The organism is Bacteroidales bacterium, from assembly GCA_023228145.1.
Lineage (GTDB): Bacteria > Bacteroidota > Bacteroidia > Bacteroidales > CAIWKO01 > CAIWKO01.
Genome location: JALOBU010000008.1, coordinates 106,399 through 124,639 on the forward strand (window position 1 = coordinate 106,399; position 18,241 = coordinate 124,639).

The window sequence follows — 18,241 nt, forward strand, 5'->3', positions numbered from 1 at the left end:
GGGTGATTTAGTAAATTTGAACTTTAAAGCATTTCAATAAACAACGTAGCGGTTTGATAGTGGAGCGCCTTTAAATTCCGCACAACGCATATTCGAACCTTTATACATTAACAAAAACAAAATCAATTTGTTTTTTTGAAAGTAGAATTTTCTTCACCTTAATTTTTACCTTGTCGCCCAGGCGGTAACGCCTGCCAGAGTAGCGACCGATTACCACATAATTTTCTTCATCAATAAAATATACATCGTCATCCATATCGCGTATGGAAACCATGCCTTCGCATTTATTTTCGATGATTTCAACATAAATTCCCCATTTGCTGATGCCGCTGATATGTCCCTCAAATACCTGTCCCAGCTTGTCCGACATATATTCGGCCATTTTATATTTTATAGATGCACGTTCGGCGTCGGTGGCCATTTTTTCCATGTCGGAAGCATATTTGCATTTGCCTTCGTATTCTTCTTTATTTACCGGGGGTTTTCCATTCAAATAACGTTCCAGCAGACGGTGGACCATCAGGTCGGGGTAGCGGCGTATGGGCGAAGTAAAATGTGTGTAATGTTTAAATGCCAGCCCGTAGTGGCCTATATTTTCTGTGGAATAAACCGCCTTGGCCATGGTGCGTATGGCAAGCTGGTTAATCATGTTTTCTTCTCCCTTTCCTTTGATATTTTCAAAAATTTTGTTGAAAGAATCGGCCAGGGTTTTTGTGGTTTTGCTGTTGATTTTGTAACCGAGTTTAGAGACAAACTGAGAAAAAACGTCCAGCTTTTCGGGCAAAGGTTTGTCGTGAATGCGGTACACAAATGTTTTGGGTTGTTTGCCGTTATTGGGTTTTCCGATAAGTTCGGCCACCCTGCGGTTTGCCAGCAGCATAAAATCTTCAATAAGCTTGTTGGAATCTTTTTGCTGTTTGATAAAAACTTCAGTAGGCTTTCCTTTTTCATCATATCTGAATCCGATTTCTTCGGTATCAAACGCAAAAGAACCGCTTTTTAAGCGTTTTTCACGCAACAGGGATGCCAGACGGTTCAGGGTTTGAATTTCTTCTGAAAACAGTCCGGAACCCGTTTCAATAATCTGTTGTACTTCTTCATAATTGAAGCGGTGGTTAGAGTTGATGATAGTTTTGCCAAACCATTCATGGATAATTTCCGCATCCTTATTCATTTCTAACACAGCTGAAAAACATAATTTATCTTCGTTGGCCCGGAGAGAGCAGACATTATTGGACAAGACTTCGGGCAGCATAGGAACCACTCGATCGGCCAGATATACAGACGTACCGCGCCGGTAAGCTTCTTTATCAATCAAAGAGTTTTCTTTAACATAATAAGAAACATCGGCAATGTGTACACCGACTTGCCAATTTCCGTTTTCAAACGTTTTTAAAGAAATAGCATCATCAAAATCTTTGGCATCTTCGGGGTCAATGGTAATGGTGAAAACATTACGGAAATCGTGCCGTCTGCTAATTTCTTCGGCTGTGATTTTTACAGGCAGCATTTCTGCTTCGCGCTCCACATTTCCCGGAAACGACAAAGGGAAACCAAATTCCGCAATGATGGATTGCATTTCAACGTTGTTTTCTCCTGATTTGCCCAGCACTTCAATTACTTCGCCAAATGGGTTTTTGGAATTTTCGGGCCATTCATTGATTTTTACCAATACCTTTTCGCCATTTTTAGCATTTTTAATTTTATTGTTTGGTATGTAAATGTCAACAGCAACGCTTTGGTTGTCGGGTATGAGAAAAGAATAGTATTTTGTTACCTGCAGGACACCCACAAATTGATCTTTTGAACGTTTGATGATTTCTACGATTTGACCTTCAGGTTTTTTTCCCTGGCGGCCGGGCAATATCAGCACTTTTACTGTATCGCCGTTCATAGCGCGGTTGGTGTTATTGGGGGCAATAAAAATATCCGGACCCGGGTCATCCGTAATGATATATGCTTTGCCTGTTGATTTCATATCCACCGTGCCGGTGAAATAGGTTTTTTTAGGAAAATATGTACTGAATTTTTCGGGGTTGAGTTTGTATTTTCCTCTTTTTTCTTCTATCAGGCTTTTGTTTCGCATCAAGCTTTCGATTTGCTTCCTGATGATGTCACGATCGGCTTTGTCTTTTGTGCCTAAGGATTTTGAGATTTGCTTGTAATTAAGCCCGGTGTAAGGATTTTTAAAAAAAATGTTCAGAATTATGTCTGCAACTGTATTTGTGTTTTTTGAACTTCTGCGGGAAGAGTTTTTGCCCATGTTTTTTTTGGTAAAAATACATTTTTATGGCATGTTGCCGGAAAGATATTTTGCCCGTGATTATCAGCGGACGATTTTATACCTTTGCGGGCAATTTAAATATGTTTTTAGGATACAACTATATTGATGTCTTGGTAAACGTGGTTCTGGCGCTTATCATGCTGGGTATCGGGCTTTCACTGACGGTACGGGATTTTAAGAACCTGTTTGTGCGCCCCAAACCGCTGGTGATAGCACTTGCCGTGCAATTGTTTCTGATACCGCTTATTGCATTTATCATTGCGGCATTTTCAAATATTTCGCCGGAAGCTAAAGTTGGAATGGTAGTAGTTACACTTTGTGCCAGTGGGGCATCTTCTAATTTAATCACTCATCTTTTTAAAGGAAATGTTGCTCTGGCAATATCCATGACCACCATTAACAGTTTTATCACACTGCTCAGCATTCCGCTGATGGCAAATCTTGCTTTATTGTTGTTTTTGGGAGTGGAAAGAGAAATACATCTGTCGGTGGTTAAAACAGTTGTGCAGATATTTATTGTTGCTTTGATTCCTGCAGGCATAGGCGTTTTTATAAGGCGGAAAAAAGAAAATATTGCCATAGGCTTGGAGAAACCATTAAAAATAATTCTGCCGCTTCTACTGGGATTTGTTTTTACCATAAAAATATTTTTTGGGAAGGCAACGGGTGGTACAGGAATTACGGTTTCTGAAACTACAACCCTGATGCTCCCGTTGATGCTGCTGAATTTTTTAGCGATGTCAGCGGGTTTTTTTGTTGCCCGCTTATTTAAATTGAAATTTCAGGACCAGTTTACTATTTCAATAGAAGTGGGACTGCATAATACGGCACTTGCGTTGCTTATTACAGGAACTATTCTTAAAAGCCCCGAGATGGAAAAACCCGCTGTAGTTTATGCTATGTTTTCGTTTTTTACGGCCATTATTTTTGTGTTAATAGTAAAAAAGTTTTTCAGCAACAAACCTTAAAATAAAATCCGGATTTTGATATTTTTTTAGAGGCCGCAAAAATACTTTTACTTAACTTGTGCTTGATTTATTGACTATCTTTGCATTTTAAAACAATTTTATGATAACGAACGAACAAGTAAGGGAATTGGAAAAGCGTCTGGAAGACCTGAGGAGGTTTCTTTGACATTGATAAAAAGCTAAGCCAAATAGCTGAAGAAGAACAGATTGCTCAAAAGCCCGAATTCTGGGACGACCCGAAAAAAGCAGAAACATTACTGAAAAACATACAGGAAAAAAAATCTTGGACGGAAGCTTATGCGAAAGCTAAAACTTCTTATGAAGATGTTGTTGTTATGTGGGAATTTTTCATTACTGGAGAAGCCGGCGAGCAAGAACTGTTGCAGTCGTATCAAAATGCACTAATCGGCATAGAAAAATTAGAGTTCAGGAAAATGTTGCGCGGGGAAGAAGATAAGCTAAGCGCTATTATCAATATTAATCCCGGTGCGGGCGGAACAGAAAGTCAGGATTGGGCGCAAATGCTGATGCGTATGTACCTTAGATGGGGAGAGCGCAATAATTATAAAGTGAATATTATCAGCGTGCAGGAAGGAGATACCGCCGGCATCAAGTCGGCATCTATTGAGTTTGAAGGGGAATTTGCTTTTGGTTATCTGAAAGGAGAAAATGGAGTTCATCGCTTAGTGCGTTTATCACCATTTGACGCCAACAACCGCAGGCATACTTCTTTTGCATCCGTTTATGCTTACCCAGTGATTGACGACAATATTGTAATTGATATCAATCCTGCGGATATTGTTTTTGACACTTTTCGCTCCAGCGGCCCGGGCGGACAAAATGTTAACAAAGTGGAAACAGCCGTACGGCTGAAACATACTCCCTCAGGAATTATTGTTGAATGCCAGGAAACCCGTTCACAAATGCAGAACAGGGAAAAAGCCATGCGCATGCTGAAGTCGCAACTTTATGAAATTGAACTGAGAAAGAAACAGGAAAAAATTGATGAAATAGAAAGCAACAAAAAAAGAATAGAGTGGGGGTCACAAATACGAAGCTATGTGATGCACCCATATAAAATGGTGAAAGACTTGCGTACGGGTGTTGAAACATCAGATGTTCAAAAAGTGATGGACGGAGATTTGGAAGAGTTTATTAAAGCATTTTTGATTCAATATGGATAAAAATGTAAAAGCGTTATGTGGCGAAAAAGTTCACGTTTATCATCAAATATTTACAATTTTTTTTATGATAATTAAAAACATATTATTTTTTTCTTAGTTTAGCTAGAATTTTTTATAAAAAATAAGCCTTATTACGCTTTTCATAATTTTATTCCAAATTCCGCATTAAGAATTTTCTAATGCGTAGCATTAGGAATAATTAAGTATAATTAACTGTTTTTAAATAATTTATAATGTGAATTTTTAATGCGGAATCGACAAAGTAAATGTAATCCCGGCATTTAAAAATTGCAAGGAACATTTACTAAGTAGGGGTTACCCAGATTCAGCGCACAATCCTGCGCGCAACTCAATAGTTCACTAAGTTTTTATTGCGTAATATAGGATTAATGAAATCGGGCTTACAGAAAACACAACCCTTTATCAGAACCCCGCAAAAGAAAATGTTACTGTTAAAACCGGGTTGATACCATCCTCAGAAATAAATTTACAGATTTATGATTTGCTGGGAAACAAAGTTATAAAGGAACTTTACGGACAGGAAAACAGAGAAAACAATATTGTATTAGATTTATCTGTATTGCAGAGGGGCATTTATTTTCTGAAAATCAGCATCAGCGGAAAAAGCATTACCAGAAAAATTGTGTTGAGCTAACATTTGTTTCTTCAGAACAATTTTTACGAAAATTAATTTTTTGTGAATAGGTTATTCGTAATATGTCTTGTCGTTGATTTTTTTGTCAATGACGGTAGTTTGTAATCCGGCTTTTTTGGCTTTTTCCCAATATTCAACTGCTTGTTCCGGCAAATTGTTTTTGTATAAAATATCGCCATAATGGTCTAAAATAGTAGCGCTTTCTGAATTACTTCCGGCTAGGGCTTTTTCAATCCACGCTTTGGCTTCTTCATATTTTTTAAGGCGGAACAATACCCAGGCGTAAGTATCCTGATAACTAGCATTTTCAGGATAAAGAGAAATTAGACGTTTGCTTAATTGTTCTGCCCTCATCAGGTTGGTATTTTGCAGGGCGAGATAAAAACTGTAATTATTAAGGAGATATGCATTATTTGGTTCGATGCTCAGGGCTTTTTCAAAAGATTCAAAACTCAGATCAAAATTTTTGTTTTTATAATAACATTCCGATATGATAGTATAATACTTAATCAGCTGTTTATCGTCGTCGGCGATAAAGTTTTTTCCGGTCGTCAGAGAATTAATTGCTGAAGAAAAGTTTCCCTGGCGCATTTCAGCAAGCCCGTTGTAAAGATATGTTTCGGCTTGTTCCGGAAAAAGTTCCATAGCTTTTTTGCTTTCGGAAGCTAAAGCCGTGTAATCTTCGAGCAGGAATTCTATTATAAAAAGTTGTTGCCACACAACATATTTGTTGTTATCATACTCTACCACTTTACGAAAAGCATCACGGGCGCCCGAAAGGTTTTTTCCCCGAAAAAGAATGTCGCCTAAAACAGAATATGCCTTAGGTTCTTCAGGGGATGAGTCAACAACGATTTGAGCCAGCGAGGGAAGAGCTTGCTGGTAAGGGTCGTTGGGGTCTATCTCAAGGTTCATTATTGATAAAAGAATTTTAACCTTGCTGTCAATGTCTAAATCCTTGCTGGAAAAAGCCGTTTTCAGTTCTCCGATAGATTGTTCGTGCAAATTTTGTATTCTGTAATAATCAGCCAGCGAAAGATGTACGTAAGGGTCTTCAGGATTAGTTTTTTTTATCGCTTCATATATACTCAGGGCCTTAAGCGGCATATTGTTGGACATATATAATTCAGCCAGCAGGCCTTGGTATTGAATTTCTTCCGGAAATGCCTCAACAAGCGATTCTATTTCGCTGAAAGCTTTTGATTTTTTGCCGAGCTGCATGTATAATTTTTCTTTTTGCAAAGTGGTTTCGGCCTGCCTGCCGAATTTGTTTTCGGTAATATCATAGATTTTAATGGCCTCATTGTAATTGCCCTTGACAATCAATAAATCTGCCCAATCCAGATAGAGCTCCTGTTTATCAGGAAATTTGTCTGTTAATTTTTTATAGGTTTTGTCGGCATTATCATAATCCCTGAGAGCAATAAATGTTTGGGCCACAAGAAGAGAATACCACACATTATCGGGTTTCTTTTTGGCGGCATTTTTTATCAACACCAGAGCATCATCGTATTTGCCATCATTAAAGAGCAGAGATGCCATTTCGTACATGGCGGCATCGTTGTTGGGATTTTGTTTTATACATTGAGCAAAAAGGCCCAGGGCTTTGTCGAAATTGTTCAGATATTTTTCTTTTAACCCATCCAGAAATAATGCAGAATTTTGTAATAATTCTTCTTTACTAAGCTCTTTGGATGTATGACCTTGCTTGCTCTCATTTGTACCCCGAATATTCCAGGAAGGATTAGGTGTTTTGCAGGCGCAGAACATCCACAACAAAACGATGCAACACGGAAATAAAAAATTTATTTGATTGACAGAGATTTTCATCCCACTGAAGTATAATCGCCTATATTTAATTCGTATAAGTTTCCTTTGTAATCAACGTAATTTCCTATCATGGAATTATCCAAGTTTGCATCTTTTATGCAGGAATTTTCTTGAATAATACTGTTTGTAATTATGGAATTTTGTATTTGGGTGCCATTACCAACAGAAACATAAGGCCCTATTACCGAATTAGAAATAACTACATTTTCACCAATGAAACAGGGGGGGGTGATAATGGAATTGGAAAATTTTGCTTTGTCTGAAATCAGTTCGGTATTTTTCAAAATTTCCAGAAGGCGCTGGTTGGTATAAACAGTGGCATTTTTATTTCCGCAGTCAAGCCATTCGTCAACATTTTCGACATAAAAATGCATGCCGGCTTTCAGCAAATTTACTAGTGCGTCTGTGAGTTGATACTCGCCGGATTTAATAATATTATTGGCTATAAGGGATTGCAGTTCGGTGCGAAGCTTTTCGCCCTCTTTGAAATAATAAATCCCGATAATGGCCAGGTCAGAAACGAATTCATTGGGTTTTTCGACAAAGCCGCTTATAAGATGTTCTTTGTTTAAAGTTACCACACCAAAATCGCCGGGATTTTTAACACGATGTGCCCAGATAATACTATCTTTTTGTTTGTCAATCTGAAAGTTTGCCCGAAACAGAGTGTCTGCAAAAGCAATGATAATGTTTCCGCACATCATTTCCTTGGCACATAAGATAGCATGGGCTGTTCCCAGCGCTTCGTTCTGGTAATAGATACTCCCCTTAACTCCTAGGGAGCTGCATATATCAAGCAGCTTTTGTTCGTTATCAGCGCCAAAATTTCCGGTAACAAAAGCAATTTCTTCGGGTGTTTCATTAATAGAACCGATAAGGCTTTCAACAAGATGGCGTACTATAGGCTTGCCTGCAACGGGTATCAAAGGCTTGGGTATGGTGAGCGTATGTGGCCTCATGCGCTTGCCAATACCGGCCATGGGAATAATTATTTTCATAAAAGACCGTTTTTAATAAACGAGTTACTTTTTCATGCATCGCAAAAGTACTAAATAAAACGCTATGAATCTATTTGATTTCGGCGGCTTTTTCTTTTAAACAATATCATGTTGGTAGTTTTTTTATACAACACATATCTCCCTAAGAATTTTATATATTTTTACCCCGACAAATTTATGTTTCCGACATGTCAGTAGCTAAAAGGGCGGCATTGATTGCAATTATTTTTTTGACAGCCACATGCCTGTTGTTTTTTTCTTTTGCCCAAAACCAGTCAGCTAAAGATAAATTGCTGGATAAAAAGAAAAAAATAGAAAGCGAAATAGAGTATTATAAAAGTTTGCTTAATGAAACAAAAAAATCAAAGGAACTTTCCGTCAACCAAATAGTATTACTAAAAAATCAGATTGAAAAACGAGAATTGCTTATTGAAGATATTAACGGAGAAATAGCCTTGCTTAATGTTGAGATAGATGCCAATTATAAAGAAATCAAGCGCTCTAACGAACAGTTGAATTCTATGAGAACAGAATATGCCGGAATGATTTACCATGCCTATAAAAACAGAAATACTTATAACAGGATGATGTATATTTTTGCCTCGGAAGATTTTAATCAGGCATACCGCCGTCTGAAATATTACCAGCAATATAACGAGTATCTTCAGAGGCAGGTGGCGCTTATAAACAGTACCAAAAAAATTATTATTCAAAAAAATACAGAGCTTGAAAAACAAAAAAATTCAAAAAAAGAACTTTTAAGTGCTAGCGAGCTCGAAAAACAGAAACTCGACAAAGAGAGAGCTCAAAAAGATACTGACCTGAAAAAGTTAAAGAAAAAAGAGTCAGATTTGCGTAAAAAACTCAAACAAAAAGAAAAAGAAGCTGCCACTTTAAAGAAAAAAATTGAAGCAGCCATTGCGGAGGAAATAAAAAAATCTGCATCAAAATCCAATAAAACCGTAAACGAAAACACCACAGTAAAAAATGTCCTTACACCTGAGGAAAAACTTGTGTCGGATAATTTTTCGAGCAATAAAGGCAAGTTACCCTGGCCTGTAGAACGCGGTGCAGTAACCGGTAGTTTTGGAGAACATCCACATCCTGTGCTAGACGGTATCCTGGTAAAAAACAATGGCGTTGATATTTCCACGGCATCAGGAACTCAGGCGCGGGTAGTGTTTAACGGAACGGTTTCGAGTATAGTAACCATTACAAATACCAATATAGCTGTGATTGTGAGGCATGGAGAATTTTTTACGGTATATGCCAATCTGGCTTCTGTGAGCGTAAGCAAGGGGTCAAAAGTTTCTACCAAGCAGGGAATTGGGACAATATATACCAGTGTTGAAGAGAGAAAAACAGAGCTTCATTTTGAAATATGGCAGGGGAGGCTTATATGCAATCCTGCCGAATGGCTGACATCAAAGTAAAGCGAAACGGCCTTAAAATATTATTTTTAAAGAGAAACTAATAACCGTACGCCCATTCGTATTTGTAAACGGGTTCGTCAAGAATACAATCGTATTTTATTGCTTCAATAATATTTCCTTTGTCGTCGTAATTAAAAACAGCTTTTTTATTACCGATGTTGTTTACAAAGGTGTTTATTTCGGATATATTTCCGGCGTCATTATAAGAATATTTAATTCTGGTTTGCACAGAACCTGAACTGGTGTAAGCAATTTTTTCTGTTTTTCTGCCCTTTTCGTCGTATTTCGTCTCACAGACAGGAAGGGTCGTAGAATCTGATAGCATTAAAGACATACCAATTTCGCGACCTATTTCATCGTATTTAAAAGTGTATTTTATGATTGTTTGATTGTTATCCATCTTATTCTCTGTCAAAACATCAATGTCTTTGAATTTAAATAAGCTGGTATCAATAATACCGGAAACTTCTCCGGAATCAGTTTGCCATGTTTTCATGCCTGCTTCGTCATATTTACATATACTTTTGTAAGCTACTGTCCCGTCACCATTATACCTGATTTTTTCTACTTCATTACCTTTATCGTCATATCTGTATATGTATTTACTTTTAATAGATCCGCTGCCCTCATAATTGATTTCTTTGGTTTTTTTCCCAAGACTGCCGTATTGGTTTGTTTTTACGTCAATAATGGTAGTTCCACCTTTCAGCCTTACCCTTTCCACCGGGTTTCCCTTGTCATCGTATTTATATTTTATCTTCTTTTCAATGGTGCTATCTGTATTAAACAAAATGCGCTCAGTAATATTTCCCTTGTCGTCATACTTGTTTGATTGTATCTTCAGTTTCGTTATCGTGTTGGCCATGCCGAACTTATATTCATAACCACAAATAATACTGCTTTTATAAGCGCCTTTAATACGGCTGTCGTCTTGTGAAAAAGCAAAATACACATTCCACAAAAACCCAAATAATACAAAACCAAGAAATGCTTTTTTCATAAAATTATTAATTTACTTATTTGTTGTCAATTAATATATGTTTCAATAAATAATTTGTCATTTATCCGCCTTATCATGTTCAACCCATATCAAGTCGGAAGTTTTGTATCCAACACTTTCTGCAATGTTCAGGTAGTTTTGTTTTATATCGTCGGGCATGTTGGTTTCGCGTGATAGTATCCAGAGGTACTTTAAGCTTTTGCCGGCCACAAGGGCATATTTGTAGTCATCATCAAGCGCTATCACATTATACCCGGTATAAAATGGACCGAAGAACGATACTTTGAGCATGGCCACATCTTTTTCTCCGGCAAATTTTGCTTTGCCAATGGCATGCTTCCATTTTTTGGTTTTGGTATTAAAACCCTTGTTATCCACCTTGATTTTTCCGTCATCTCTGAGCGAATACTCTGCCGTGGTATTGTTGAGATCGCGCTCGTATTTGAAGTCCAGGCGGGCTATTTCATACCATTTGCCTAGATATTTTTCCACATAAAAAGGTTTAACGGCAACGGCGCCCTCTGGAATGGTTGAACATGAGTTCAAACAAATTGCACTAGTTATACTTAACAATAAACCCATAATTATATATTTGATTTTCATGTGATTTTTTTACAAAAATAATTCAATATGAGCGGGAACGAAAATTTACTCACAAAAAATTTTGGCGATTATTATATTATTTTCACAAAAGTTGAAACAGGGAAAAAATAAAAAACAACCCTAAATGGATTGTTTTTATGTAGCCCCACCGGGAATCGAACCTGGATTTAAAGTTTAGGAAACTTCCGTTCTATCCGTTGAACTATGGGGCCAATGCAGCAAAAGTACAAAAAACATAAATCTTACCGAAACTATTTTAGTTTCTTTTTCAGTCACCTCAACACTCAGCTCGGCCTATTTCACGACACATCCGTTATGAAAAACTTCAGTGGGCGAAACAAAACATAATTTTCCCTCACTGTTTTCCGCCATCAGTATCATGCCCTGCGAAGGAATGCCCTTGATTTCTTTTGGGGCAAGATTGGCAAGCAAAACCACTTTTTTTCCTATAATTTGTTCGGGCTGATAAAACTCTGCAATACCCGAAACCACAGTTCTGACGTCAATGCCTGTGTCGAGCTTCAGTTTTAGAAGTTTTTTTGTTTTGGGAACAACCTCAGCTTCAAGTATGGTTGCAGTTCTTAAATCCATGCGCGAAAAATCGTCATATTGTATAATGTCTTTTGCAGCTTGCAAGGCGATGTTATTTGCCTGGTTTTCTTTTTTGGTATCCATCAGTTTTTTTAATTGAAATTCTATGGCATCATCTTCAATTTTTTCGAACAACAGTTCCGGCTGGTTAATTTTATGCCCCGGTTTTAATAATTCCTTTTTACCGGCATCATTCCACAGATGTTTTTGGAAAATAAGCAGTTCGCAAAGTTTTTTTGCAGTGAATGGTAAAAACGGCTCCATTACTATGCTGAGATTAGCACATATCTGAAGTGCAATATTCATAATCGTTTTTACGCGTTCGGTATCAGTGGCGATGAGTTTCCATGGTTCAGTGTCAGCGAGGTATTTATTTCCAAGGCGCGCCAGGTTCATTGTTTCGGCAAGAGCTTCACGAAAACGAAATGCATCAAGACTTTCAGCAATAGTAACCGGAAATTTTGACAACTCAGCCAGCACTTGATTATCATAATCAGTTAAAATTGAACAAGCAGGAACTTCTCCGTTGTAATATTTGTGAGTAAGTACCAAAGCCCGGTTCACAAAATTTCCCAGTATGGCGACCAACTCGTTATTGTTTCTTGCCTGAAAATCTTTCCATGTAAAATCATTGTCTTTAGTTTCCGGGGCTGTTGCAGTCAGGGTATATCTTAAAACATCCTGTTTCCCCGGAAACTCCTGTAGATATTCGTGCAACCAGACAGCCCAATTACGGGAAGTAGAAATTTTATCTCCTTCCAGGTTTAAAAATTCGTTAGCAGGCACATTGTCAGGAAGAATATAACTGCCCTCTGCATGCAGTATGGACGGGAATACAATACAATGAAAAACAATATTGTCTTTTCCAATAAAATGCAACAGACGCGTTTCTTTGTCTTTCCAGTAAGTCTCCCAGTTTTTTCCATTTGTCGCAGCCCATTCTTTAGTTGCGGAAATATATCCGATAGGCGCATCAAACCATACATACAACACTTTCCCTTCGGCGCCGTCAACAGGCACTTTCACACCCCAGTCAAGGTCGCGGGTAACAGCACGCGGTTGCAGGCCCTGGTCAAGCCAGGATTTGCATTGTCCATAAACATTTGTTTTCCACTCTTTATGTTCTTCAAGTACCCACTGCCGGAGCCAGGGTTCGTACTTGTCGAGCGGCAAAAACCAGTGTTTGGTTTCTTTCAGTACAGGAAGATTTCCGCTTAAAACTGATTTTGGATTTATAAGGTCGGTGGCATTCAGAGACGTACCGCATTGTTCGCACTGATCACCGTATGCCTTTTCATTGTTGCAGTGAGGACAGGTCCCGGTAATATATCTGTCGGCAAGAAACTGTTTGGCTTCTTCGTCATAATATTGTTCGGTGGTTTTTTCAATGAACTCGCCTTTATCGTAAAGTGTTTTAAAAATTTCCGAAGAAGTTTCGTGATGTGTTTTATTGGAAGTTCGGGAATAAATATCAAAAGAAATTCCAAATTCTTCAAAAGATGTTTTAATAATATTATGATATTTATCGACAATATCTTTAGGTGTGCATTTTTCGTTACGGGCTTTTATGGTAATGGGAACCCCATGCTCGTCGGAACCTCCGATAAAAATTACTTCTTCGCCTTTTGAGCGCAGATAACGTGCATAAATATCTGCGGGGACATAAACACCTGCAAGATGCCCGATATGTACAGGCCCATTGGCATAGGGCAGGGCAGAGGTTATGGTGGTTCGTTTATATTTTTTTTGTGGATGCTCCATGAAAAAAGTTTTTTGTAAAACAAGATGCTAATAAATGCAAAATTAATTATTCCTGTTTATATTTATTTGTAATAATTCTTGTCATTTATTTTTATGCGGGTAAAAAATTTTATTTAGATTTGACATTACAATAATTTTGGAAAGTTAATTATTAAAGAAATACCAGAACTCTGTGTTCTTCATTAAAATCTCCGTGAACTCTGTGGTTTATTACATTATTCACTAACCACAGAGAAACAGAGTAAAAACAGAGCAACACAGTGTTTGGGACATAATCACATTTATGTATCATTGACTTGTAATTTTTACCAATGACCTTAACGCTTAAGACTCCTCAACCATTATGTGTCGGTGATAAAATCGGCATCGCCGCTCCGGCCCGCAAGATAAGCCCCGAAGAGCTTCAATTTGCATTGGATATTTTTAAAAGCTGGGGACTGGAACCGGTTTTTGCTTCTAACCTTTTTTTAAGCGACCATCAATATGCTGGCACCGATGAAGAGCGGATTACGGGTTTTCAGGAACTGCTTGATAATCCTGATATAAAAGCAATAATATGCGCACGGGGTGGTTATGGCACATTACGAATTATCGACAACTTTGATTTTTCTTTCTTTGCCGCCAAACCAAAATGGATTGCTGGCTATAGTGATGTTACTATATTGCATTCGCATATCAACAACTTGTATGCAACAGAGACACTTCACTGTTCCATGCCGCTTAGTTTTCTGGCCAACACATCTGAAGCGCTTGAAAGTTTAAGAAAAGCTTTGTTTGGAGAGCCAATTACATATTCTGTTTCTGGCCACGAATTCGACAAGACAGGAGAAACATCAGGAATATTGACCGGTGGAAATTTATCTATTTTGTATGCCTTGAGCGACTCCGTATCTGATATTGATACAAAAGGAAAAATATTGTTTATTGAAGATCTTGAAGAATACCTGTATCATATTGACCGCATGATGATGCAACTGAAGCGTTCGGGGAAACTGCAAAACCTAGCAGGGCTTATTGTTGGCGGCATGAGCAATATGAATGACAATACGGTTCCTTTCGGAAAAAGCGCTTATGAAATCATTGCAGAACATGTTACTCCCTACAGCTATCCTGTATGCTTCGGTTTCCCTGCAGGGCATATAGAAGACAATCGGGCTCTTATATTTGGCAGGGAAGTTAAGTTGGTAGTTTCTGATACCGGCTCTGAGTTGTGCTTTGAATAAGCTTGTCGTAACGCAGATGCTTTTCTGCGCTTCCATAATAAAAAAAATACTATTTTTGAAAATCATTACTAACAAAAAAATATCTATGAAAAAACTATTTCTAACAACAGCAGTTATGTTCTTTTTTATTTTTCAGAACAGCAACGCATGTACAAATTTTATCATTACTAAAGGTGCTTCCACCGATGGCTCGGTGATGATTTCTTATACGGCCGACTCCCACCAGCTTTATGGTGAACTTTATTACAAGCCCGCCCAGGATTATCCCGAAGGAACCACGATGGATGTTTATGAATGGGACACCGGGGAATTCCGCGGGAAAATCAAACAAGCCCTTCACACCTATTCGGTTATTGGGAACATTAACGAATACCAGCTTGCTATTGGCGAAACCACTTATGGCGGCAGGGAAGAGCTTTTTGATTCAACAGGAATCATGGATTATGGAAGTTTGATTTATATTTCATTACAGCGTTGTAAAACAGCGCGGGAAGCCATTAAGCTTATAGGGGAGCTGGTTGCAGAATATGGATATTACAGCTCCGGAGAATCCTTTTCCATTTGCGACGCAAACGAAGCATGGATATTTGAAATTATCAGCAAAGGGGCCGGAAACAAAGGAGCCGTATGGGTGGCCCGCCGTATTCCCGATGGTTATATCAGCGGACATGCCAACCAGGCCCGTATCACAACGTTTCCTCTGGCAGATGGAAAAACCTCTATTACCGACCTGCAGTATAAAAAAATAAATTTACCCGCTATTGAGTGCATATATGCTCATGATATCATTGAGTTTGCAAAGACAAAAGGTTATTTCAGCGGCAAAGATGCTGATTTCAGTTTTGCCGATGCTTATGCTCCGATTAATTTTGAAGGCGCCCGTTTCTGCGAAGCGCGTGTTTGGGCCGGTTTCAACCGTGTTAATAAGGATATGGGTCAATACCTGGATTATGCGATGGGTAAAAATCTGAAGAACCGTTTTCCTTTATGGATAAAGCCCGACAGGAAGCTGAGTGTTTATGATGTCATGGAAATAATGCGCGACCATTTTGAAGGCACTCCGATGGATATGAACAACGATTTGGGTGCCGGACCTTTTAAGTGCCCCTACCGCTGGAGGCCCATGACCTGGAAAATTGACGGCGTAGATTACATCCACGAAAGAGCAACCTCTACCCAGCAAACCGGATTTTCTTTCGTAACACAAAGCCGTAGCTGGCTGCCGGCACCCGTTGGCGGCATCATTTGGTTTGGTGTGGACGATTCATACAGCACAGTCTATGCCCCTATGTATTGCGGCATCAACAGGGTCCCCGATTCTTATGCTGTAGGTTTGGGCGATATGGTAACCTTTAATGAAAACGCTGCCTTCTGGGTTTTTAACCAGGTTTCCAATTTTGCTTATACCCGTTATTGTGACATAATTCCTGAAATACGAACCCTGCAAAAAGAAATTGAAACAAGATATATCACAGAGGAAGTACCCGAAATTGACAAAAAAGCCTCAGCCCTTTATCAGGAATCGCCCGCCAAAGCTGTTGATTTTCTGACACAATACTCAGTTAAAACAGGAAATGAGCTTGTTGTCCGATGGAAAAAATTATACGCAGACCTTTTCGTAAAATATATGGACGGCAATATTAAGTATCCGGGCAAAAACAAAGAATCATCAAAAATAAAACAACCGCCATACAGAGATGAATGGTACCGCATGATTATTAAGGAAACTGGCGACAGATACCGTAATTTAGGCCCGGGCGGACATTAATATTTTTTATATTTGACAGCCGCTGAAAGGCGGCTGTTTTTTAAATCATTTTCCATGCCCTTACTCGAACTGCAAAATCTCTGTGTTGATTTTAAAAGCGACAGCGGCACAGTTCATGCAGTGCGCAACATATCCTTCTCTCTTGAAAAAGGAAAAACCATTGGTATTGTCGGCGAATCCGGCTCGGGGAAATCGGTAACTTCGCTGGCATTGATGGGTCTGCTTCCGCCGGGCATCTCAAACATCAGGAAGGGAAAAGCATTTTTCAAGGACAAAAACGAAAATACTTACGACCTCCTTGCTTTACCGGAGAAAAAAAAGATGAAATTCAGGGGCGCCGAACTGGCCATGATTTTTCAGGAACCCATGACTTCGCTGAACCCGGTGTATAAATGCGGCAGGCAAGTTACCGAAGCCATACGCTTGCACCAAAACATCTCTAAAAAAGCTGCCAGGCAGGCAACGCTTGAATGGTTTAAAGAAGTGATGCTTCCTGCTCCGGAAAAGGCTTACCGTTCTTATCCTCACGAACTTTCAGGAGGGCAGAAGCAACGTGTGATGATTGCCATTGCCATGAGCTGCCGTCCATCGCTGCTCATCGCAGACGAGCCAACAACTGCCCTTGATGTTACCGTGCAGAAAAACATCCTTGAACTGATGAAAAACCTGCAGCAGAAATACAAAATGAGCATAATTTTTATTTCCCACGACCTTGGTGTCGTTGCCGAAATAGCAGACTATGTGCTGGTGATGTATAAAGGGGAAGTGGTGGAACAGGGCCTGGTAAGCGATATTTTTAAAAACCCGCAACATCCTTACACCAAGGGCTTGCTTGCCTGCAGGCCCAAATTGGAAAAGCGCTATAAAACGCTCCCCACTGTTGACAAATTTATAAATAATAATACAGACGGTATTTTTGAAGAGCTTACACAGACAGAACGCCGGCAATCGCATGAAAGCATTTACAAAAACAAGCCCATGCTGGAAGCTGTCCATATAAAAACCTATTTTAAGCAAAAACGGGGATTGTTTCAAAAATCAGCAGCATTTAAGGCCGTTGACGATGTCAGTTTAAAGGTATATCCCGGCGAAACCCTCGGCATTGTGGGCGAATCGGGATGCGGAAAAACCACACTTGGCCGTACGATTCTAAGGTTGATAGAACCCGGCGGAGGAAAAATCTTTTTTCTGGGGAACGAAATTACTTCCTATTCAAAAAGCAAACTCAGAAAAATCCGTAAAGATTTTCAGATTATTTTTCAGGACCCTTACTCTTCTTTAAACCCGCGCTTAACAGTCGGCAAAGCCATTACCGAAGGAATGCGTGTTCACGGAATGGGAAAAAATAAGGATGAAAGAAAAAACATAACGCTTGAAATATTGAAAAAAGTGAACCTTGACGAAAGCATTTTTGAGCGTTACCCTCACGAGCTTTCAGGCGGGCAGCGCCAGCGTATCTGCATAGCACGCGCACTGGCGTTAAAGCCCGGATTTATCATTTGCGACGAGTCCGTTTCAGCGCTGGATGTTTCTGTTCAGGCACAGGTGCTGAACCTGCTCAACGACTTAAAAAAAGAATACGGATTTTCTCTGATTTTTATTTCTCACGACTTGTCCGTGGTAAAATATATGTCCGACCGCATGTTTGTGATGAAAGAAGGGAAATTTGTTGAATCCGGCGACCCGGACGAAATTTACATGAAGCCCCAAACCGAATATACCCAAAGACTCATTGCATCTATTCCTCAAGGGTTATAATTTGAGAAGAGCTAAATCCTTTGATGGTTGGAAGGCAATTTAATAAACCCGCCGATGGTTGAGTATTCTAAGTTAAAAACAAATTTTTTTTAAAGTTTTTTTTTAACAAATTTAAACCCCAATTACACAGCCATTCTGACAAAAGGTTCATCACGTTTAACAACAGCAAAAACTCTATAAACCAG

Annotated in this window: 13 protein-coding genes and 1 tRNA gene; 7 read left to right on the forward strand and 7 right to left on the reverse strand. The window is 39.0% G+C overall.

All coding sequences use genetic code 11. The features are described from left to right. Window positions 1-100 precede the first annotated feature (100 nt). Window positions 101-2,263 carry a ribonuclease R gene (gene rnr / locus M0R16_05895; protein MCK9612418.1) on the reverse strand — a complete coding sequence of 721 codons (2,163 nt, stop codon included), beginning with the start codon at window positions 2,261-2,263 and terminating at the stop codon, window positions 101-103. 26 nt (window positions 2,264-2,289) lie between these two features. Between rnr and M0R16_05900 the strand changes: the two genes are divergently transcribed. From M0R16_05900 to M0R16_05910, 3 genes are all read left to right on the forward strand, one after another. Next, window positions 2,290-3,252 (forward strand): hypothetical protein, encoded by a 963-nt coding sequence (locus M0R16_05900; protein MCK9612419.1) that lies wholly within the window; start codon window positions 2,290-2,292, stop codon window positions 3,250-3,252. 100 nt (window positions 3,253-3,352) lie between these two features. Beyond that, a protein-coding gene (prfB, locus tag M0R16_05905; GenBank protein MCK9612420.1) for a peptide chain release factor 2 occupies window positions 3,353-4,436 on the forward strand; the annotation gives its coding sequence in 2 pieces (ribosomal slippage) (window positions 3,353-3,415 and window positions 3,417-4,436; 1,083 coding nt in all). Between the two features lie 463 nt (window positions 4,437-4,899). Beyond that, window positions 4,900-5,091, forward strand: a complete 192-nt coding sequence (locus M0R16_05910) for a T9SS type A sorting domain-containing protein (protein MCK9612421.1) — start codon at window positions 4,900-4,902, stop codon at window positions 5,089-5,091. Between the two features lie 51 nt (window positions 5,092-5,142). Here M0R16_05910 and M0R16_05915 read toward each other — a convergent pair whose 3' ends face one another. Beyond that, the gene (locus M0R16_05915) at window positions 5,143-6,921 is read right to left on the reverse strand and encodes a tetratricopeptide repeat protein (protein MCK9612422.1); all 1,779 of its coding nucleotides are present in this window, start codon (window positions 6,919-6,921) and stop codon (window positions 5,143-5,145) included. After that, window positions 6,918-7,919, reverse strand: coding sequence for a sugar phosphate nucleotidyltransferase (locus M0R16_05920; GenBank protein MCK9612423.1), 1,002 nt, complete (start codon window positions 7,917-7,919; stop codon window positions 6,918-6,920). Before M0R16_05920 ends, M0R16_05915 begins: the two co-directional genes overlap by 4 nt. Window positions 7,920-8,107: 188 nt before the next feature. Between M0R16_05920 and M0R16_05925 the strand changes: the two genes are divergently transcribed. Next, window positions 8,108-9,352, forward strand: a complete 1,245-nt coding sequence (locus M0R16_05925) for a peptidoglycan DD-metalloendopeptidase family protein (protein MCK9612424.1) — start codon at window positions 8,108-8,110, stop codon at window positions 9,350-9,352. A 37-nt stretch (window positions 9,353-9,389) separates the two neighbouring features. On the opposite strand, the gene M0R16_05930 is transcribed toward M0R16_05925, so the two are convergent. The 4 genes from M0R16_05930 to metG all read right to left on the reverse strand — a co-directional run bounded on the left by M0R16_05930 (window position 9,390) and on the right by metG (window position 13,307). After that, window positions 9,390-10,352, reverse strand: coding sequence for a hypothetical protein (locus tag M0R16_05930; protein MCK9612425.1), 963 nt, complete (start codon window positions 10,350-10,352; stop codon window positions 9,390-9,392). 57 nt (window positions 10,353-10,409) lie between these two features. Continuing rightward, window positions 10,410-10,955: a lipocalin family protein gene (locus M0R16_05935; GenBank protein ID MCK9612426.1), complete on the reverse strand. Its 546-nt coding sequence runs from the start codon at window positions 10,953-10,955 to the stop codon at window positions 10,410-10,412. 140 nt (window positions 10,956-11,095) lie between these two features. Continuing rightward, window positions 11,096-11,167, reverse strand: a tRNA-Arg gene (locus M0R16_05940). A gap of 82 nt (window positions 11,168-11,249) precedes the next feature. After that, window positions 11,250-13,307, reverse strand: coding sequence for a methionine--tRNA ligase (metG, locus tag M0R16_05945; GenBank protein ID MCK9612427.1), 2,058 nt, complete (start codon window positions 13,305-13,307; stop codon window positions 11,250-11,252). 311 nt (window positions 13,308-13,618) lie between these two features. Between metG and M0R16_05950 the strand changes: the two genes are divergently transcribed. The 3 genes from M0R16_05950 (at window position 13,619) to M0R16_05960 (ending at window position 18,056) form a co-directional block, all read left to right on the forward strand. Then, window positions 13,619-14,530, forward strand: a complete 912-nt coding sequence (locus M0R16_05950; GenBank protein MCK9612428.1) for an LD-carboxypeptidase — start codon at window positions 13,619-13,621, stop codon at window positions 14,528-14,530. Between the two features lie 85 nt (window positions 14,531-14,615). Next, the gene (locus tag M0R16_05955; GenBank protein MCK9612429.1) at window positions 14,616-16,298 is read left to right on the forward strand and encodes a C69 family dipeptidase; all 1,683 of its coding nucleotides are present in this window, start codon (window positions 14,616-14,618) and stop codon (window positions 16,296-16,298) included. 54 nt (window positions 16,299-16,352) lie between these two features. Continuing rightward, window positions 16,353-18,056: an ABC transporter ATP-binding protein gene (locus M0R16_05960; GenBank protein MCK9612430.1), complete on the forward strand. Its 1,704-nt coding sequence runs from the start codon at window positions 16,353-16,355 to the stop codon at window positions 18,054-18,056. Window positions 18,057-18,241: the final 185 nt, after the last annotated feature.